At 64.6% G+C, this 19,992-nt stretch carries 16 protein-coding genes and 1 pseudogene; 11 read left to right on the plus strand and 6 right to left on the minus strand.

Going from position 1 to position 19,992, the window contains the following annotated elements; genetic code table 11:
- Positions 1–239: 239 nt before the first annotated feature.
- Entirely contained in the window at positions 240–383 is a 144-nt protein-coding gene (locus tag A5699_RS28905) for a hypothetical protein (RefSeq protein WP_157561043.1), read from the minus strand.
- Positions 384–626: 243 nt separating this feature from the next.
- On the opposite strand from A5699_RS28905, the gene A5699_RS02050 reads away from it, so the two are divergent.
- The 3 genes and pseudogenes from A5699_RS02050 to A5699_RS30120 all read left to right on the plus strand — a co-directional run.
- Complete coding sequence (locus tag A5699_RS02050) at positions 627–944, plus strand: ESX-1 secretion-associated protein (RefSeq protein WP_067764627.1); 318 nt, start codon at positions 627–629, stop codon at positions 942–944.
- A 99-nt stretch (positions 945–1,043) separates the two neighbouring features.
- Positions 1,044–1,628, plus strand: coding sequence for a hypothetical protein (locus A5699_RS29460; RefSeq protein ID WP_197508169.1), 585 nt, complete (start codon positions 1,044–1,046; stop codon positions 1,626–1,628).
- A gap of 25 nt (positions 1,629–1,653) precedes the next feature.
- Positions 1,654–1,755 (plus strand): annotated as a pseudogene (locus tag A5699_RS30120) (DUF2510 domain-containing protein); the annotation flags it as partial.
- Between the two features lie 153 nt (positions 1,756–1,908).
- Here A5699_RS30120 and A5699_RS29780 read toward each other — a convergent pair.
- Complete coding sequence (locus A5699_RS29780) at positions 1,909–2,067, minus strand: hypothetical protein (RefSeq protein ID WP_231965537.1); 159 nt, start codon at positions 2,065–2,067, stop codon at positions 1,909–1,911.
- Positions 2,068–2,599: 532 nt separating this feature from the next.
- Here A5699_RS29780 and A5699_RS02060 point away from each other — a divergent pair.
- The 3 genes from A5699_RS02060 to A5699_RS02075 all read left to right on the plus strand — a co-directional run bounded on the left by A5699_RS02060 (position 2,600) and on the right by A5699_RS02075 (position 5,636).
- The gene (locus tag A5699_RS02060) at positions 2,600–3,316 is read left to right on the plus strand and encodes an EspA/EspE family type VII secretion system effector (protein WP_142253911.1); all 717 of its coding nucleotides are present in this window, start codon (positions 2,600–2,602) and stop codon (positions 3,314–3,316) included.
- 231 nt (positions 3,317–3,547) lie between these two features.
- Complete coding sequence (locus A5699_RS02070; RefSeq protein WP_067764638.1) at positions 3,548–4,714, plus strand: FAD-binding oxidoreductase; 1,167 nt, start codon at positions 3,548–3,550, stop codon at positions 4,712–4,714.
- 19 nt (positions 4,715–4,733) lie between these two features.
- Positions 4,734–5,636 carry an aldose 1-epimerase gene (locus tag A5699_RS02075; protein ID WP_067764641.1) on the plus strand — a complete coding sequence of 301 codons (903 nt, stop codon included), beginning with the start codon at positions 4,734–4,736 and terminating at the stop codon, positions 5,634–5,636.
- Here A5699_RS02075 and A5699_RS02080 read toward each other — a convergent pair.
- The 4 genes from A5699_RS02080 to dnaK are packed head-to-tail and all read right to left on the minus strand — an operon-like array spanning position 5,633 to position 9,696.
- Positions 5,633–6,010 carry a heat shock protein transcriptional repressor HspR gene (locus A5699_RS02080; RefSeq protein ID WP_067764643.1) on the minus strand — a complete coding sequence of 126 codons (378 nt, stop codon included), beginning with the start codon at positions 6,008–6,010 and terminating at the stop codon, positions 5,633–5,635. The genes A5699_RS02075 and A5699_RS02080 overlap by 4 nt on opposite strands.
- A complete protein-coding gene (gene dnaJ, locus A5699_RS02085; RefSeq protein ID WP_067764645.1) occupies positions 6,007–7,173 on the minus strand; it encodes a molecular chaperone DnaJ in 1,167 nt (388 codons plus the stop codon). The genes A5699_RS02080 and dnaJ overlap by 4 nt, the downstream gene beginning before the upstream one ends.
- Before the next feature lie 37 nt (positions 7,174–7,210).
- On the minus strand, positions 7,211–7,846 hold the full coding sequence (grpE, locus tag A5699_RS02090; RefSeq protein ID WP_067764647.1) for a nucleotide exchange factor GrpE: 636 nt from the start codon (positions 7,844–7,846) through the stop codon (positions 7,211–7,213).
- Entirely contained in the window at positions 7,843–9,696 is a 1,854-nt protein-coding gene (gene dnaK / locus A5699_RS02095) for a molecular chaperone DnaK (protein WP_067764649.1), read from the minus strand. The genes grpE and dnaK overlap by 4 nt, the downstream gene beginning before the upstream one ends.
- A 212-nt stretch (positions 9,697–9,908) precedes the next feature.
- Here dnaK and A5699_RS02100 point away from each other — a divergent pair, with 212 nt between their 5' ends.
- The 5 genes from A5699_RS02100 to A5699_RS02120 all read left to right on the plus strand — a co-directional run bounded on the left by A5699_RS02100 (position 9,909) and on the right by A5699_RS02120 (position 19,975).
- Positions 9,909–10,136: a type II toxin-antitoxin system VapB family antitoxin gene (locus tag A5699_RS02100; RefSeq protein ID WP_142253910.1), complete on the plus strand. Its 228-nt coding sequence runs from the start codon at positions 9,909–9,911 to the stop codon at positions 10,134–10,136.
- Positions 10,133–10,534: a PIN domain-containing protein gene (locus tag A5699_RS02105; protein WP_067764652.1), complete on the plus strand. Its 402-nt coding sequence runs from the start codon at positions 10,133–10,135 to the stop codon at positions 10,532–10,534. Before A5699_RS02100 ends, A5699_RS02105 begins: the two co-directional genes overlap by 4 nt.
- A 119-nt stretch (positions 10,535–10,653) precedes the next feature.
- The gene (locus A5699_RS02110) at positions 10,654–11,208 is read left to right on the plus strand and encodes a hypothetical protein (RefSeq protein WP_067764655.1); all 555 of its coding nucleotides are present in this window, start codon (positions 10,654–10,656) and stop codon (positions 11,206–11,208) included.
- A gap of 10 nt (positions 11,209–11,218) precedes the next feature.
- Entirely contained in the window at positions 11,219–11,842 is a 624-nt protein-coding gene (locus tag A5699_RS02115) for a TIGR03085 family metal-binding protein (protein WP_067764658.1), read from the plus strand.
- Positions 11,843–11,965: 123 nt separating this feature from the next.
- A complete protein-coding gene (locus A5699_RS02120; protein WP_082957531.1) occupies positions 11,966–19,975 on the plus strand; it encodes a BTAD domain-containing putative transcriptional regulator in 8,010 nt (2,669 codons plus the stop codon).
- Positions 19,976–19,992: the final 17 nt, after the last annotated feature.

Here is a 19,992-nt window from a genome sequence, read left to right on the forward strand (position 1 = left end):
GTTGACGATTGTGGTGATCCAGCTGCGAACGGCAGCGATTTGAGCATCAAAGTCACCGCCTCGACCTCGGTGCGCGAGATCACGCCGACTTTCCAGGGCGAAGACCACTCGCCAAGAACGCTCCGCCTCCGCTTCGAGCTCCAAATACGGCGCCTGCCATAGCAGTTGCGCGGGCCAACGGGATTTGAACTGGGCTGATTCCGCTACAAATCGTGCTTCCAGCGCATCCAACTCCTTGGCTACGCTGCGGCCGGCCCAACCTGGACCAGCACATAGGTTGCGATCATCACGCCGATGGCCGCCAACAGTCCGAGCCACTCCTCTTTGGTACTCGGCAGACGCCCCCGCGCGACAAACTCCGCTGCCAATATGTCCCCTCGCACGGCGACAGCCTAAACGCGGGTCTGCTCACCCGAGACCGATCTTGACCGAGCGGGCCAACGCGTTTGGCGGAAACCGTCTCGGACAACTGCCCATTGGGCGCCTCACCAAATCGCCCGATGAAATCCGCAGCAACAAGATTGGTGCACAGAGGTCCCCTAGTGGGCAGTTAAGCTCACCCACAGATAGAGCCTTCATCAGAACGGGGCTGCCAACACTCGCAGCTGATACACGAGGAGATCCACATGTCCGGCGAACTGCGCGTGATTACCTCACACGTGCTCGAACTTGCGCAGACGCAGGCCACCGCCGCGGAACAGCTCCTCGCGGCGGCCACGGCGGCACATGGTGTCAGCTCGTCAATGATGGTTAATCACGGCGTCGTCTGCTCAGCCGCCAACGCGGCCGTCGCAGCGGCAGAAAGCGCACGCGCTGCTGCATGCGCCGGCATGAACTCGGTCTCGACCAGCCTGTCGAGCCGGCTTGGGATCGCGGCGTCACGTTACGACCAGTCCGACGCGCAAGGGGCGGGCAAACTCAGTAAAGAGATGCATCCGCGCTGAGCCCACTACCAGCCCCAACTTCGTCAGCGGTAACGTGCGAATCAAAGCCAGTTGTCTCGGCTCGCGCGGGCCTTCGATCAGAATCGGGACTTCAGACACGTGACCACACACGATCCGGACGATGAGTTCTTCCACTCTGAAGACACAGGTTTGGACGCGCTTGACTTCGACACACCAGTCCAACCCGACGACGGGTCAGGACTTGACGCCCTGCCCGACTACTCCGTCGGTGGAATCGACCACGGGACGAGCCTCGATGGTGTCGACGACTTCACCAACGTAGAAGTCGACGAAGATGAGGACGACGGTTTCGGCGCGGTCGATGCCGACGCGGCTACGGCGGACGAAGATCAGGGGCCCATGGTCCAGGCGATCAACCCTCCTGGCACCGTTGCCGTGACGGCCTACCTCGGCGGGTCGGTCGCACAGGTCGATCTGGATCCAAAGGTGACCGCCCTGACCGAATCCCAATTGGCTGAAGAGATCCGGTTCGTGGCAGGCGTGGCGGCGAAGAAGGCTTCTGCGGTCGTGCACGTCGGGGTAGTGAACATGTTCGTCGAGCAAGGCATGAATCTCCGCGACGCGCGGGATTTCGTGGAGACCAACATGCCGTTCGCCACCCCGGAACAGGCCCACGAGGCTGACCTCGCGCTCATCGCGCGGCACTCTGAGCGGCAAGACTGACCGAGGAACCATCATCAACGAATCCGTGCCGCCGCCCCCGCAAGCGGGCTGGTTTACCGATCCGTGGAACATGCAGCAAATTCGATACTTTGACGGTCGGCAATGGACAGCCCACATAGCAACTGGTTCACCGAAGCAGCAGGAAACCGCGGCATCATTCCCTACCCCACCCGTGTCGTCAGGCGGCTACCCCTTCGGGGAGCCAACGCTGTTCCTGCAACCAATCCACGGCAGCGTCAGCAGCGACATTCGTTGCCGCATTACGAACCTAGGTGGGCAACTACTCGCTTTGATCCAACCACGGGAAGCACTCCCCCGGGGAGCTGAGGCAATAAGCGAACTCGTATTCGAGGTCGTTCGGCCGGATGGCACCCAACTGCTGCAGTTCACGCGATCCGTCGGATTCCGAGGCCGCGGCAAACATCGTCTTCTGGTTCACGACCCCTCCGGCCTAGAACTCGGCTGCCTTCGCCAGACCAGCTCGTACTGGCAATTCTTCCGAACCCCCAAAATTTCTTTCGAGCTCGAGTATCAGGACCAATCGCTGGGCACTACCGAAATACGTTCCTATATCCCGAAGTTCACCAAGTTGGAACTCGACGAACCGATTTGCGACACCAGTGCAGAGATCGGACGGGTACGTAGTCAACGGAACCAATCCAAGCTTGAACGCATGGTCATGTACGCGACCTTCGATTACCGGCTCGACTGTGCGCGTCCCACGGCCCCACCAACACCTACGCTGCTGTTGGCCACCGCATTTGCACACTTTCTGTACGACCATCTCGATTCGCTAGCGCCGTTCTCGCGGTGGGCCCGATGAGTGTGCCGTCACTCTAGACACCAGCCCGCAGCCCGTTCGGTGTTGTCTCAGAGAACGTCAAACCGCGTGTTGAACGCCCAAAATTGCTGCATAGCAACATGTTGGCGTGCTGTTAGGCTGGTCCCAGCGAAGGAAGGACCAGACCAGAATGAGCTTTTGGGATGCCGCGCAAAGGGCAAGCGATGTCCTCGGCAACAGCGAGAAGGTAACCGACCTCGGAAATGCCAACACTCTGTGGTCCACAAAGTCTCACGATGATGCCGGGGACAAGCTCGGGTTGGGATCAGACGCGATCGGCATCGTGCAGATGTTTCTCAACAAGTCCTATGCCACCCCCATCATTTCAGCTGGCCTATTGGCCATCCAGGGAATGACCATGACCTGTGGTATCGGCACTCCAGACAGTGGCGACAGGTTCGGGCAGGGCGCAGCACAATTGGGCGACGTCGACCAGACACTGGAATCGGCGAAGCCGACCTCCGGATGGCAAGGAGGCGCTTCGCAGGCCTACACCGGACAAGATGCGAAGCAACAGGAACGTGCACGCATGATCGCTGAAGCCGATAAAGAGATGGAAGCTGTCATCAGCAAACAAGCTGGCCAGATCGACCAGACACGTAGTTTTCTCGGGACCTGCGCAACGGTACTCGGATACGCCATCCTGCCTGCAATGGCGGCGAAGGCGTTTCCAGCCACGGCCCCCTACGCGATCGCGATTGAGGTCGGAGCTGTCGCCGGCTCCGTGCCTCTCGCTGCCGGCCAGACTTCCATGATGAACGCCAACTCGATGGCGAACGCAGTGGAGATCGGCCAGGCGATGGGGAAGTACGCAAAGGTGGCCGCAAGCGCCACATTCGGCAAGTAGCACCTACGCCTCAGGCCGCCCCAACTCATCTGCATCGGCAGGTGGTACGCACGCTGCCTGCCGCCTGGGGCCCGCCACGCGCCACCCTGTTGCGGTCCACCGCATACTCCGGCGGCTCCGGCGCCGACACCGCCCTCTTCGTGCTCGGTTGCTGGGCGATGGCCGGGCGGACGTTGGTGGTCATCGTGGGTTTGCGGCGGCCCACGCGAACCGCGCCTATGATGCAGCTCCGTGGGACTCGATGACCGTGAAGCACTGGAGACACTGCAGCGCGCCGTCGACCCTGCGCACGGCTCGCACACCCTGATCCTCGACTTCTATACCCGGTGGTTTGCCACCGACCTCTCGGCCCGGGACCTGTTCCCTCCCGACATGACCAGCCAGCGCGAGGTCTTCGGCCGCGCTCTGACCTGGCTGTTCGGCGAGCTGATCGCCCAGCGTGCCGAAGAGCCGGTGGCGTTCCTGGCACAGCTCGGCAGAGACCACCGCAAATACGGCGTGATGCAGAGCCATTACGACTCGATGCAGGATGCGCTGTACAACGCACTGCGCGATCACCTGGAGACCGAGTGGGACGACCGGCTCGCCGAAGCCGCCCACGACGCGGTGGCCCTGTTCATCGGGGTGATGCGGGGAGCTGCCGACGCCGAGGATTCCCCCGCCTACTGCGACGGCACCGTCATCGAACATCACCGGGTGACCCGCGATGTCTCGGTGATCCGGCTCCAGCTCGACCAGGCGCTGTTCTATCACCCCGGCCAGTACGTCACCGTCCAGGTGCCGCAATGGCCACGGCGGTGGCGCTATCTGAGCCCCGCCATCCCCTCGGACCGCTCGGGGGCCATCGAGTTCCACGTGCGCTCGGTCACCGGCGGCATGGTGAGCACGGCCATCGTCGCCGAAACCCGGATCGGGGACCGCTGGCGGCTGTCCAGCCCACATGGCGGGCTACACGTGGACCGTGACGGCGAAGACGTGCTGATGGTGGCCGGCAGCACAGGCCTGGCCCCGCTGCGCAACATCATCATGGACATGACGCTGCACGGTGAGAACCCGCGCGTTCACCTGTTCTTCGGTGGCCGCTACCCGTGCGATCTGTACGACCTGAAAACCCTGTGGCACATCGCCTCGACCAACCCCTGGTTGTCGGTGACGCCGGTGTCGGAGTACAGCACCGATCCGCCATGGGCTGGGCAATATCCCGACGTGCAGCCCCCGCGCGGCCTGCACGTGCGCCAAACCGGAACCTTGGCGGAGGTGGTGACCAGATACGGCAACTGGGGTGACCGCCAAATTCTCATCTGCGGTGGTCCCGAGATGGTCACCGCCACCAAATCCGCCCTGATCGAGCGGGGTGCGCCCGCCGACCGCATCCAGCACGACCCGCTGACCCGCTGACGCGTGCCAGACTGGCGCCATGGCCGACCTTCACCCAGTCATCCTGCAGGATCCCTCGTCATCGCTGACGGCCACCTACGTTCCGGGCGCCGGGATGGTGTGCAGCTCGCTGGCCGACGGCGATATCGAGTACCTGGGCCAGCGGCGCGGCCTTCAGGCCTACGTCTCTGACGGCAAGACCATGGGCATCCCGATCCTCTATCCGTGGGCAAACCGATTGAGCGGCAACGAATATCGCGTCGGAGACACTGAGGTTCAGCTCACTCCGGGGGCTGACGGGGTGCGTGCTGATCCGCACGGCGCACCCATCCACGGTGTGCTCGCAGCCTATCCGGACTGGCAGGTGATCGAACGGTCCGAGAACTCACTGGTGGCGTCCCTGGACTGGGCTGCTGAGCCGACACTACTGGCGACGTTCCCCTTCCCGCATCGTTTGACGATGACGGCGTCATTGGCCGACCGGATCCTCACGGTGTCGACGACGGTAACGGCCACCGGGACGCAACCGGTGCCGCTCTGTTACGGCTACCACCCGTATCTGACGATTCCCGGTGTGCCCCGGAAAGATTGGGACCTGCACTCCCCCGCCATGCGGCACCGACTGGTGGACGACCGTGGGCTTCCCACCGGTGAATTCCGGGAGTGGCCAGGTGGGACAACACAATTGGGCGACACCGAACTCGACGACGGATTCGATGAGGTCGACGCGGGCGCGGTGTTCGCACTCTCGGGCGGTCAGCATCGGATCGAGGTCACCTTCGACAAGGGCTACACCGCAGCCCAGCTGTTCGCACCGGGCAACGATGCCGTGGCGGGGATCGAGCCGATGACGGCACCCACCGACGCACTGCGCCAAGGCAATTACCGGATGGCCGCCCCCGGAAAACCGGAGACGGCCATCTTTTCGATCAGAGTCGGCTAACGTGCGCCCCGTCGGGGCTGCCACAGGACCACCGCTTTCGACGCCGCCGAAACATCGCGGCGCTGATCGGTGGTGAGCCGCTCGACCTGCTGGGTCAACTCAGACACCCTGGTGCGCAACGCATCCACCTGATTAGTGAGTTCGATGATGCGTTTGATACCGGCCAGGTTGACGCCCTCGTCCTGCGACAGCCGCTGCACCTCGCGGAGCAGATCGACGTCGCGTTCTGAGTAACGTCGCCCACCTCCGGAACTGCGTTGCGGGCTGACGAGGCCGAGCCGGTCATAGGTGCGCAGGGTTTGCGCGTGCATACCGGCCAGCTCGGCGGCCACCGAGATCAGGAACGTACGGGCTTCCTCCTTACGCTGGCTCATAAATTGCCCGCCCAACCAGCCCGCGGATCGAACCCGCTGTCCCGTTCGGCTTTCGCGTAGGCCTCCAACGCCTCGGCCGCTTCACCTTCCAGGTTCGGCGGCACGGCGACCTTCACCGTGACCAGCAGGTCACCGTGTCCCCCGGAGCGTTTCGGCACACCGCGCCCGCGCACCCGCAGGATGCGGCCGTCGGAGGTGCCCTTGGGCACCCGCACGCCGACCTTGCCATCCAGCGTGGGAACGGAAAGCGTTGTACCCAGCGCCAATTCGTGGAAGCTGACCGGGACGCTGACCGTCAGGTCGTCGCCGTCACGTCCGAACACCTTGTCCGGGCGCACATGCACGGTGACGTAGAGGTCGCCCGAGGGGGCGCCCCGTAACCCGGCCTCGCCCTGGCCGGCCAGCCGAATGCGCTGGCCGTCCTCCACACCGGGAGGGATCCGCACGTTGATGGTGCGGGTCCGGGTGGTGACGCCGGTGCCCTTGCACTCCTCGCAGGGGTGCTCGATGATCGAGCCGCTGCCCCGGCATTCGGTACAGGGCTCGGAGAACCCGAATGCACCCTGGTTGCGGTTGACCACACCGGAGCCGTTGCAGTTCGGGCACACTTTGGGGCTGGTGCCCGGCCGCGCACCACTGCCGTGGCAGTTGGTGCAGGGCGCCGGGCTGGTCAGCCGCAGTGGCATGGCCACGCCCTTGGTGGCTTCCAGGAACGACAGCTCGGTCTCGGTTTCCAGGTCGTTGCCTCGGCGGGGCCGGCTCGGCCGTGGTTGGGCGCCACGGCCGAACAGCCCGCCGAAGAGGTCACCGATGTTGGCGCCGCCGCTCTGGCCGGCCGCGTCGAACAGGTCTCCCAGGTTGAATTCGGCTCCGTCGGAACCGAACCCGCCACCGAAGTTCCCACCCGGGTTGAACCGGCGCCCGCCACCGGCGAACAACCGGCGGGTCTCGTCATACTCCTTGCGCTTCGCGGGGTCCGACAGGACGCTGTTCGCCTCGGAAACCGCCTTGAACCGCTCGGCCGCTCCCGCATCGGGATTGCGGTCGGGATGCAGTTCAGAGGCCAGCTTCCGGTAGGCCTTCTTGATCTCGTCGGCGCTGGCGTCAGAGGAGACGCCAAGTTCTTTGTAGAAGTCCTTCTCGACCCACTCGCGTTGGGCCATGCGCCACCTCCTTACCTCTTCTCTCTAGTCGTTGTATCTAGTTGTCTGATTCTGCGGCCTGATCACCGGCGGCGTCAGCGTTATCCGCACCGCCGTCGGCATCGGCGACGGTGTCGACCACGCCCACCATGGCGTGGCGGACCACCTGCTCGCCGATGCGGTAACCCCGGCGCATCACGGTCCCGACCACGGGATGAGTGCCTTCACCCTCGTGCTGCACGGCCTCGTGCAACGACGGGTCGAATTCGTCGCCCTCTTCACCGAACGCGGAAAGCCCTTGTCCTTCAAGGACACTGACGAGCTTGTCGGCAACCGACTTGAGCGGACCGGATTCCAGGTCGCCGTGGGCGCGGGCCCGGTCGAGGTCGTCGAGGATGCCCAGGAGTTGGGTGATGACGCCGGCCTTCGCCCGGTCTGCGGTGACCTGCTGGTCGCGCAGTGCCCGCTTGCGGTAGTTGTCGTATTCGGCCTTGACGCGCTGCAGGGTCGACTTGAGTTCGGCCACCTCGTCGCTGTCGCTCGCCGACTCTCCGGTAGGCGATGCGGCCGACGCCGGCCCGCTGGGGGCCGGCGCCTGGTCGCGTACCTCACCGGTATCGGGATCGATGCGCCGTTTGTCGGTGATGGTCACCGGCTCCTGCGGATCGTCGCCGCCGTTTTGAGGTTGCGTCACTTGTTCTCCCGGTCATCGTCGACGACTTCGGCGTCCACCACGTTGTCATCAGCAGCTGCCCCGGCGTCGGATCCACCGGCGGCCTGCTCGGCCTGCGTGGCCTCGTAGATCGCCTGACCCAGACCCTGGGACTCGACACCGAGCTTCTCCATGGCGTCCTTGATCGCGGAGATGTCGGTGCCTTCCAGCGCCGACTTGGCCTCGGCGATCGCGCCGTCGACCTTGGACAGCGTCTCTTCGGGGACCTTCGAGCCACCCTCGGCCTCACGCTGTTCCTTGACGAACTTCTCCGTCTGGTAGACCAGCGACTCGGCCTGGTTGCGGACGTCGGCCTCTTCGCGACGCTTCTTGTCCTCCTCGGCGTGTGCCTCGGCGTCCTTGATCATCCGGTCGATCTCTTCCTTGGACAGGCCGGAGCCTTCCTGGATCTTGATCGTGTTTTCCTTGCCGGTGCCCTTGTCCTTGGCGGTGACGTGCACGATGCCGTTGGCGTCGATGTCGAAGGTGACCTCGATCTGCGGCACGCCGCGCGGGGCCGGCGGGATACCGGTCAGCTCGAAGGAGCCGAGCAGCTTGTTGTGCGAAGCGATTTCACGCTCACCCTGGAAGACCTGGATCTGCACCGACGGCTGGTTGTCGTCGGCGGTGGTGAAGGTCTCCGACCGCTTGGTCGGGATGGTGGTGTTGCGCTCGATCAGCTTGGTCATCACGCCACCCTTGGTTTCGATACCGAGGGACAGCGGGGTGACGTCAAGCAGCAGAACGTCTTTCACCTCGCCCTTGAGCACACCGGCCTGCAGCGCGGCGCCCACGGCGACGACCTCGTCGGGGTTGACGCCCTTGTTGGGCTCCTTGCCACCGGTCAGTTCCTTGACCAGGTCGGTGACGGCGGGCATACGGGTCGAGCCACCGACGAGCACCACGTGGTCGATCTCGGAAACCGAGATGCCGGCGTCCTTGATCACCGACTGGAACGGCTGACGGGTGCGGTCCAGCAGATCCTGGGTGATCCTCTGGAACTCGGCACGGGTCAGCTGCTCGTCGAGGAACAACGGGTTCTTGTCGGCGTCGACGGTGATGTAGGGCAGGTTGATCGAGGTGCTCTGCGAGGAGCTCAGTTCGATCTTGGCCTTCTCGGCGGCTTCACGCAGCCGCTGCATGGCCATCTTGTCCTTGGTCAGGTCGATGCCGCTGGTGGACTTGAACTTGTCGACCAGCCATTCGACGATCCGGTCGTCCCAGTCGTCACCACCGAGGTGGTTGTCACCGGAGGTGGCACGCACCTCGACGACGCCGTCGCCGATCTCGAGCAGCGAGACGTCGAACGTGCCGCCACCGAGGTCGAAGACCAGGATGGTCTGTTCCTTGCTGCCCTTGTCGAGACCGTAGGCCAGGGCGGCCGCGGTGGGCTCGTTGACGATGCGCAGCACGTTCATGCCGGCGATCTGGCCGGCTTCCTTCGTGGCCTGACGCTGGGCGTCGTTGAAGTAGGCGGGCACGGTGATGACCGCGTCGGTGATGTCCTCACCGAGGTAGGCCTCCGCGTCGCGCTTGAGTTTCTGCAGCACACGGGCGCTGATCTCCTGCGCCGTGTAGTTCTTGCCGTCGATCTCGACGGTCCAGTCGCTGCCCATGTGACGCTTGACCGAACGGATGGTCCGGTCGACGTTGGTCACCGCCTGGTTCTTGGCGGGCTGGCCGACCAGCACCTCGCCGTTGCGCGCGAATGCGACGACGGACGGGGTGGTCCGGGAGCCCTCAGAGTTCGCGACGACGACGGGGTCGCCGCCTTCCAGGACCGCCACGCATGAGTTGGTGGTCCCGAGGTCGATACCGACCGCACGAGCCATGGTGTTGCCTCCTGATAGACATATAGGGGTCTGAGCGGACTGCGCTCAAGCCTGCTCCTGGGAAGCCCAGATTGTCAACCCAGACTTGAGTCACTGTCACTCAACTTGCTGTCGATGTGGTCAACGCAGGCTTCCGGGGGTTTGTTCCCGCTGAGCCGACGAATATTCCTCGGCAGCTCGAATATGTACATCGAGGGAAATAATATGTATGTATGCCCGTGAAGAGGACGACCATCGAGCTCGATGAGGACTTGGTCAAGGCCGCACAGCGCATCACCGGCACCACGGTGCGATCGACCGTCGAGGAGGGGTTACGGACCCTGATCGAAGCGGCCGATCGAGAACGCGACGCCAGGCGAGCACGGGTGTCCGCACACTTCGACACCGCACGTGATGCCATCGACATGGATCTGCTTGAGTCCGACGAGGCCTGGCGATGACGCTGTGGGTACTGGACAAGAGTGCTCATATTCGCCTGCTGAACGGCGTCACACCTCCTGCGGAGATCGACCTCGCCGATCTGGCGCTGTGCGAAATCGGTGAGTTGGAGTGGCTCTACTCGGCACGGTCGGCCGCCGACTATGAGCGCCAACGGACCTCCGTGCGCGGAGCTTTCGCCGTGTTACCGGCGCCGCCCGACATCTTCGACCGTGTGCGCCGGTTACAACGCGACCTCGCTCACCACCACGGGATGTGGCATCGCACCGCCATTCCGGACCTGTTCATCGCCGAAACCGCGTTGGCGCACAGCGCCGGGGTCCTCCATCACGATCGGGACTACACCCGAATTGCCGGCGTCCGCCCCGAACTGATGGTGCGTGACATCACGTCTGGGTGACGACCCGTCGACGCAGTAGCGCCGTCCCGAACGCTGGGAATATCCCGAGACTGTCTCGACTGCGCGGCTCGGCGGGTCATAACCGGCTCTGACCACGTCGGATGCGTAGCCTTGTCGCGATGAAGGCCTGGCGATTCACCGGCGCCCTGCTGGCGGCAGGCGTCCTGCTCAGCGGCTGTCAGTCGAGTATCGAGGGCACGCCGCGCACCGGCTCGCAATCGTTGACCGAACCCGATTTCCCCACTGCGCGCCCCACCCGGGTGATTCCGGTTCCCCCGTCGAGCAGCAAGGCCGGGGTGCCGCCGAGTGGCCCGTCGACGGCGCTTCCGTCGGGGGCAACCCCATTGCAGCCGCAGAACGGATATGTCTTCGTCCAGACCAAATCCGGGAAAACCCGTTGCCAACTCTCCACACAAGAGGTCGGCTGCGAGTCGGATTTCACCAACGCCCCGGTGATCGATGGGTCGGCAGCCAACGGGGTCAGGCTCACCCCGGGCGGCAATATCAACTGGGTACTGGGCAATCTCGGCGATATTCCGGCGGTGACCCTGGACTACCGCAAGTACAGCGCGCTGGGCTGGACGATCGACGCGAGCAGCGAGGGCACCCGGATCAGCAATGACAGCAGCGGCCACGGGATGGTTATCGCTGTGGAAGGGGTGCGGACCTTCTAGGGTTGGGCGCATGAGTGTTGCTCGACGCGAACGTGCCGCACTGGTGGAGAGCCTGCGAGCCGCAGGCCCGGATGCGCCCACACTCTGCGAGGGGTGGACCGCGCGTGACTTGGCGGCCCACCTGGTGGTCCGCGAGCGTCGCCTCGACGCGGCTCCCGGAATCGTGGTGCCCCAGCTCGCGGGCTACACCGAGCGCGTGCAGCGGAAGCTGACCGAGGGCACCGAGTGGGCCGCATTGGTAGACCAGATCGCCGCAGGCCCTCCGCTGTACTCCCCGTTCAAGCTGTTGGACCCGCTGGTCAACGTGGCCGAGATGTTCATCCACAACGAGGATGTGCGCCGGGCTCAACCCGATTGGGAGCCAAGGGTTCTCGATCAGGAGACAGTGACCTCGCTGACGAAGCAGGTGTCGAACATGGCCCGGATGGCCATGGGTAAGTCCCCCGCCCGGGTCGCATTGAGGACGCCAGACGGCAAGACACTGGCCACGGTCGGCTCCGGACCTGAAGTGACGGTCACCGGAGAACCCGGAGAGCTCCTGATGTTCGCCGCCGGACGAGAACCGGCGCGGGTCACGTTCTCGGGAGACGACGCCGCCGTCGCCGCGCTTCGTGCCGCCCACCGCGGATTGTAAAACGCCAGGTAGTCCCTGGCTTTACTCATTCTTGATCGTGCGTTGAATCGTCACCCCGACGATTGGCTCGTGGGTACGCTTTCATCGGTGGAACTGGGGGTTTTGGGACCTCTTCAGGTCCGAATGGACGGTGCGCCCGTCGTGATACCGGGCGCAAAGCCGCGCGCCATTCTCACGATGCTCGGACTGCACGGCGGTTCGGTGGTACCGGCCGACGTACTCATGGAATTGCTCTGGGGCGACGATCCGCCACGCACGGCGGCCAAAGCCCTGCAGACCCACATCTCCGCACTGCGTCACACCCTCGGCGACGGGTTCGTATTGACCGAAGGGACCGGCTGGCGCCTGGGTGCAGCCGCGGTCGACGCTCCGCGTTACCAGCGACTGGCCAGAGCGGGCCACGACGCCCTCGGTACCGGCGACACAAGTGGTGCGTTGGCGCGGTTCGACGAGGCAGCGACCCTGTGGCGTGGTGTCCCGGAACTCCCCAACGGTCGGCGGGGTGCGTCCGAGAAGACTCGCTGGATCGAGGCCAACGCGGCACTGGTCGAGGACCGGGCGGATGCACTCCTGGCGACCGGCCGTGCGGCGGAGATCATCGGCGACCTCGAGGCGGCCGTGGCGGACGCACCGCTACGCGAAAGACGTTGGGGCCAGCTGATGCTCGCGCTCTACCGCGCCGGCAGACAGGGCGAGGCGCTCGGCGCCTATCGCCGGGCCCGGTCCCTGCTGGCCGATGAGCTCGGGGTCGACCCCGGACCCGAACTACGGCGGCTGGAAGCCGCGATCGTCGCCCAGGATGCCGAGCTCGACCCCCCTGCGACACAACAGGTTCCGTCCGTGACGCGGGCGGTGACCTTCCTACTGACCGACATCGAAGGGTCGACAGCCGCCTGGGAGGCAGATGCCGACGCCATGGCCCTCGCGCTCGCGCGACACGACGAGCTCGTCGAACAGGTCGTCACCTCCCGCGGCGGCCGGCTGATCAAGACGCGCGGCGAGGGTGATGCCACATTCTCGGTCTTCGACCGCCCGTCGGCGGCCGCAGCCGCCGCGATCGAGTTGCAGGACGCGATCTTCCACGAGCCGTGGCCGCTGGCCGAACCGATGCGTATCCGCATTTCCCTGCACACCGGAGAGGCCGAGCTTCGGGACGGCGACTACTTCGGTCGCGCGGTCAACCGCGCCGCCCGGTTGCGATCGCAGGCCTCGGGTGGCCAGATCCTGTGTTCGGGCGCGACCGCCGAGTTGGTCATCGACTCCTTGTCCGACGACGTCGCGCTCGTCGACCTGGGCATGCGTCAGTTGAAGAACCTGGCACGGCCCGAGCACATCTTCGAGCTGCGCCTCCAGACCGACGAAAGTCCGCCGCCGACAGCTGATTCCCCCATCGAGCGGCCGATGATGCCGGCAGTGCTCGGCGGACCCGGTCCGTTCGTCGGGCGTGGCCGGGAGCTGGCTGAGCTTCTCACCGCCTGGCAGTCGGCCCTCACCGGTGGCACCCGCGCGGTCCTGATCGCGGGCGAACCGGGCGTGGGCAAGACCCGCCTGGCCGGAGAATGGTGCCGGCAAGCGTATGAACAGGGTGCGGTGGTGCTGTACGGCCGGTCCGACGAGGATCTCGGTGCGCCGTACCAACCGTTCGCCGAAGCCCTGCGCACACTCGTGCCCTGTATCGGCTCCGATCGGCTGCGCACCATGCGCGGAGTCGAGGCATTGCTGCCGCTGGTTCCCGGTTTGACAGAGGTTCTCCCCGATCTCGTTGCATCCCCGCACGGCGACCCAGACACCGAACGCTATGCACTGTTCGACGCCGTCGTGGCACTGCTCGGAGTCGCCTCGGTGGAAGCGCCCATCGTCCTGGTACTCGACGACCTGCACTGGGCGGCAAAACCCACCCTGCTGCTGCTCCGCCACCTGCTGCGTTTCGGCGAGCACGCTCGCGTGCAGATCGTCGGCACTTACCGCAGTACGGACCTCGATCGCTCCCACCCGCTGGCGGCGATGCTCGCCGACCTCCACCGTGACGGCAGCGCCAACCGCATTGCCCTGGGCGGCCTCGACGAGGACGACGTCAGTGCGTACGTCGCCGAAGCCGGATACGACGACGAAGAGTTGGCCCGCGCCTTGGCATCGGTCACCGGGGGCAACCCGTTCTTCCTCATCGAGGCGTTGCGCCATGTGGACGAAAGCGGTGGGCACTGGGACCCGAGCACCCTGCCGCAGGGTGTTCGGGAAGCGGTGAGCCGCAGACTTTCCCGGCTCCCGCTCGAAACGAACAAAGCACTGGCCGCGGCCGCGGTGGTCGGCAGCCAGTTCACCCTTGACCTGGTCGAGCAGGTGGTCGGCCAGGATCTCGTCGACGCGTTCGACGAGGCTTGCCAGGCGGGCATCCTCATTGAGGAGGCCGGTGGACGCTACCGCTTCAACCATGCCATCGTCCGGCAATCATTGCTCGCTGAACTGGCTTCCATGCGGCGCATGCGGCTGCACCAGCGGATCGCCACGACGCTGGAGACGATGCCAGGGGCCGACGACGAACTGCTGGCTGAGCTGGCCCACCATTACTTCGAATGTGCTTGGGCGGGAAACGCGCTCAAGGCCATCAAGTACTGCCGCCGCGCCGGTGACCAAGCCATGGCGCGACTGGCATACGAAGGCGCCGCCGAACTCTACGACCATGCCCTGCACGCACTGGAAGAACTGGACGACGAGTTGCCCGACCGCGACGACCAGCGAGTTGAACTCCTGGTCGCTCGGTGCGAGGCGCTGCTGGCCGCGGGTGATGTCTCCACAGCCGCGGGTGCGGTATCGCAACTGAAAGAGGGCACTCGGGATTCAGCGCGTCTTGCAGCATGGGCGACGTGTTTCGATGGTCAGCTCTCGATGCTCGTCGACCCCGAACGCTTGGACGAGATCGAAGCCGCGGTGAGTGCAGCCGCTGCAGTGTTGGCTGAATTGGGCGATGCTGCAGGGGAAGCCAAGGCTCATACGGTCCGCGCTGGGTGTCTCGCCCGCCTCGGACGTGTCGCCGACTGCGAGCTCGCTTTGGACAATGCGCTTACCGCGGCTCGACATGCGCGTGAGCATCGTTTGGTGAACGCGGTACTGGCCGGCGCCCCGCTGGCTGCGTTGTGGGGGCCCAATCCGGTTCCGCGTGCGGGTGGACGGTGCCTCGACGTGGTGCGCCTCCTGCGGATCACGACCGATTCGCCTGCGGTCGAAGCGACGTCGACGCGATGCCAGGCGGTCTTGGAGGCGTTCCGCGGCCGGGCCGCCGCGGCCCGGCGAATGATCGAGTCGGCGCGCCGCACCGTCACTGAGCTGGGTTTGCGCCACGCCCTTCTCGAGGTCGAGCACTTCGCCGGCATCGTCGAGTTGGTGCTTGACGACGCGGCTGCCGCCGAAGAGCATCTTCGTCTGGCCTACAACGGTTTCCGTCGCATGCGCCTGGATGCCGATACGGCGGAGGTGGCCGCGCTGTTGGCGCGTGCCTGCCTATTGCTGGACCGAGGCGTCGAGGCTGACGAACTGTGTCTGGAGAGTGAGCGGCTCGCGGGGCATGGCTTGAAGGCGGCCATCGCCTGGCGCACGGTTCGTGCACAGCTGCTTTCCGGTAGTGGGGATCACGATGGAGCGAGACGCATCGCCGAAGAGGCCGTTGCCATTGCCGAACGGACCGACGCGCTGGTCGATCACGGTGATGCGTGCCTCGCGCTGGCGACGGTGTTGAGCTTCGCAGGCGATGGTGCTGGTGCACGGGCCGCTGCGGACCGAGCTGCCGACCTGTACGAGCGTAAAGGTGCTGGGGCACTTGTCGAAAGGGCGCGCGCCCTGTTCGGCACGGCGGCGCTCCCCAATTTGCCAGCCACTCCCGAAGCTCGTGCCATCGAACTGGACACCGCCTGCGTGCGAGCGATCCTCCAACTCGATGACGCTATCGCCCGCGAAGCTTGGGATGAAGTCGAGCAGAAGTACGCGCCGATCGGCTCCATCCAGAGCCGCCGGAAGATAGTCGGCTTCCCCCGGGTGGACTGGCGACCGGACGAATTCGCAGACGAAGCAAGACGTTTCCTTCGTGGAATGGGCGTGGTACGGCACCGTCGCACTGTTATAGCTGTGCGGGGCGAACGTCTTGCGCTTACCCGCCTGGAAGCGGGCACTACGGACATCAGCCCCGGGGCGCCGCAGGACGAGATGCTCCAGTTGCTTGGCCTCGATGAAGAGGGCCGAATCGCGCTGCAAATATGGTTCGACCTCGAAGACATCGACGCCGCGCTCACCGAACTCGACGCGCAGTACGCCCGATCGGAGGTACGTCCACGAGCATCGCTGGAATCGCCGAACGTCAAGCTGGACAGTGCGTGCGTGCGTGCGCTCTATTGGCTCAGTGCCGCACTCGATCGCGAGGCATGGGCGGAGTACGAGCAGATGTTCGCGGCGAACGTCACCGTCGAGAGTCGCCGCAAGGTCGTCGGATTCCCCCGCACCGAGTTCTCGTCGGGAGAATGGACACAGGAGGTGACACACCTCCGCGGGATTGGCGCCGAGCGGCACCACATTGCGATCATCGCCACGCGAGGGGAGAAACTGGCGCTCTTCCGGCTGACGATAGCCACCGACGATGGGAGCCCCGGCGCACCTCAGGATGAGCTCCTCGAGCTACAGGGTCTCGACGACGAAGGTCGGATCAAACTTGTCATTTTCTTCGACGGCGACGACATCGTTGCTGCGACAGCCGAACTCGCATCGCAGCATACGCGATGCGAAGTGTTGCGCTATCCCGATACCGCCTGCACACGGGTGAGCGAACGTGCTGCGGCCGCGATCGAGGCCGGGGCGTGGGACGAATTCGAGCAGATGTTCGCTCCCGAAGGCTTTATCGAGAGTCGGCGCAAACTCATCGGCTTCGACCGGACCGAATTCTCACCACGGGACGTCGTGCACCAGACAAGGTGCGACCTCGAGAACGGGATCATGCGGGCGAACCATGCCGTTGTCGCCGTACGAGGAGAACGCCTGGCTCTCGCACGGGTCGCCTTGGGCACTGTCGATGAAAGCCCCGGCGCACCGCGCGACGAACTGCTCCAGGTGTACGGCATCGATGAGGGCGGCCGAATCGCCCTGCAAATATGGTTCGACGTCGACGACATGGAAGATGCGCTTGCCGAACTTGACGCGCAGTATGCGTGTTTCGAAGTGCAACACTCGAAGGACCAAGTGCCCCGGCGCCTTCAGGCGCATTTCGATGCCACATCGGAAAGCGGGACCAGGTCAGATAGCGCCTGTGTGCGGGCAATCCGCCGGTTGGACGACAGTGCGGCCCGTGAGGCCTGGGACGAGTTGGATCAGGTGTTCGCTCCCAGAATCACGCTCGAGGGCCGGCGAAAGATAGTTGGCTTCACACGGACCGAAATTTCGCCCAGCGAGTGGGCAAGTGCGGCGCAAAATTTCCTTGGGATCGGCGTCGTGCAGATCCATCGGGTGCTTGTCGTCGTGCGCGGTGAACGCCTGGCCTTGGTCCGCTCGATACTGGGAACTGCGGATGAGAGTCCTGGCGCGCCACGCGACGAGCTGTTGCATCTGTTCGGGCTGGATGCACAAGGTGGCATCAGCCTGCAAATGTCCTTCGACATCGAAGACATCGACGCCGCGCTCGCTGAACTCGACGGTCTGTACACCAGGTTCGCGGGAACACAGCAGGCCTCGCTGGAAAACAGCGCAACGCAAATCAACGATCGGATCAATGACCTGTTCGCCGTCGGCCGCTGGGACGAAATCGGTCCGCTGTTCGCTGAGGAGGTCTGGATTGATGACAGACGGCGGGGCATCCGCGGAGAGCACAATGGTCGCTCCGAGGCGCTCGGCAATATTCGAGCCGTCGCCGACTTGGGCGTGGTGACCATCTCGACAACAACGCTAGCGGTCCGGGGTAATCGTCTCTGCCTCAGCCGTGCAAGCCTCCACGGCCGCGATGGTTTCGACGCAGAATCGCTCAACGTAACCGAAGTCGTCGGCGGATTGGTCGAGACCGTCATCGCATTCGACCCCGACGACCTCGACGCTGCCTTTGCTGAACTTGAGGCTCGATATCTCGCGGGTGAAGCAGCTCCGTATGCGCACACGTGGTCAGCGATCACGGGCGCATACGCTGCACTCAACCGACGCGAACTCCCCGCGACGACGCTGGACTGGGTGAATGTCGACCACCAGCGAGGGCGCGCTTTGACGTATGCCCCGGGTGAAATGGTCGCAAGCATCGAGGCTTCCTGGGACCAACTGACTGGCGGCACCATCCACATCGAATCTGTCCATCGGTTGTGCAAACTCGGCGCAGTCGTCACCCATACGGCGCAGGGGAACTCCCCGGAGGGCATTGAGGTGGCCTGGCGGTACATCAACCTTCTGACAATCGACGGCAGCCTGATCAACCGCTGCGAGATGTTCGATGAGACGGACCTCGATGCTGCACTTGCGCGGTTCGAGGAGCTGCACCCGCACACGCCGCGGCTGCAAAACGCGGCAAGCCAAGCGACCGATCGCTTTCTAGAGCGATTCGCCGCCCGCGACTGGGACGCGATGGGGAAGGCGGTGACTGACGACATCAGCTTCGACGACCGTCGTAGGGTGACCAGCGCCGGCTCACAAATCGGCCGGGAATCCTTCGTTGAGAACTTCCGAATAGCAGCCGATCTCGGCGCTACTCAATCTCCCACCGCAATCGCGATTCGTGGGGAACGCGTCGTCCTTGCCCGAGCTCGATTCTCACTCGGCGGCGGCGCACCCGAGGAGTTCGGCCTCGATCTCCTGCACGTGATCGAGATCGACTCCGACAATCGAATTTCAGCTACCGTCACCTTCGACCCCGACGACTTCGACGCCGCGATCGCCGAACTCGACACGCGGTACCTCGCTGGCGAATCCGTCGACCACGCGCGCTCCTGGACGGTCATCGCCCGGAATGTCGCGGCTTTCAACCACCGTGAGCCGTTGATGACGACGCAGGACTGGGTAACAACCGACCACCGGCGCGCGACGGCGTTCGAACCCGGCGACATCACCCCGTACATCCATGCGACATGGGATGTCGCACCGGACATCAACCTTTACATCGAGTGCGTACATCGACTGAGTGAGTCAGGAGCACTCTTTACCCAAGTGCTGAAAGGCACTTCGCACGAGGGCTTCGATGCCGAGTGGCGAGACGTCATCATCCTCACCGTCGATGGCGAGCAGCTCAGCAGCTTGGAAGTCTTCGACGAGAGCGACCTCGACGCCGCGTTCGCGCGGTTAAACGAACTCAGCCGCCCGGCACAGCCGAGCAACGCGGCGAGCCGCGCGTACGAGCGCTTACAGAATTGTTTTGTAGGACCGGATCTGGATGCGATGGCGACCATGCTGGCCGACGACATGCTCAGTGAGGACCGCCGCCACATCGTCAGCACCGGAATCCGTCGCGGCCGGGATGCCGCCCTCGAAGACGCCCGCGCAGTCGCTGGGCTCGGCGTCAGGAACGCAGCGGCGACCGTCGTCGCGACACGCGGCGAGCGCCTCGCCCTCAGACGCTCCCGATACGCAAACCGCGATGAGCAGGTCGACGGGTTCCATGTGGAAATTCTCGAAATCATTGCGCTCGACGACCACGGGCTCATCGCCGCGGTCGTCACCTTCGACTCCGACGACTTCGACGCCGCACTCAAAGAACTCGATGCCCGCTACCTCGCAGGTGAGGCCGCGACCCATGCGCAGACGTGGTCGACGGTCATAAGCACATACGCTGCGCTGAATCGGCATCAGCTTCCCGCGGCCACACCAAATTGGACGGATGTCGACCACCGGCGAACAGTCGCTATCGCGGCCGGTGGTCTGGGTGCGTCACTCCGCGCGATCTGGGACATCACAACACACGCCACCATCTACGTCGAGGCGGTTCATCGGCTCAGTGACGTCGGAGTGGTCGTCACTCATGTGGCGACAGCAACCTCTCAAGAGGGTTTCGATGCCGAGTGGCGGGACGTTTGCGTTTTGACCGTCGAAGGCGACCGAATCAGACTCGGCGAAGTCTTCGACGAACCAGACCTCGATACCGCGCTCGCTCGCTTCGACGAACTCACTCAGCAGCCGCTCACTTGAGATCGCCGATAGGCTGG

The organism is Mycobacterium sp. E802 (assembly GCF_001666875.1).
Classification (GTDB): Bacteria; Actinomycetota; Actinomycetes; order Mycobacteriales; family Mycobacteriaceae; genus Mycobacterium.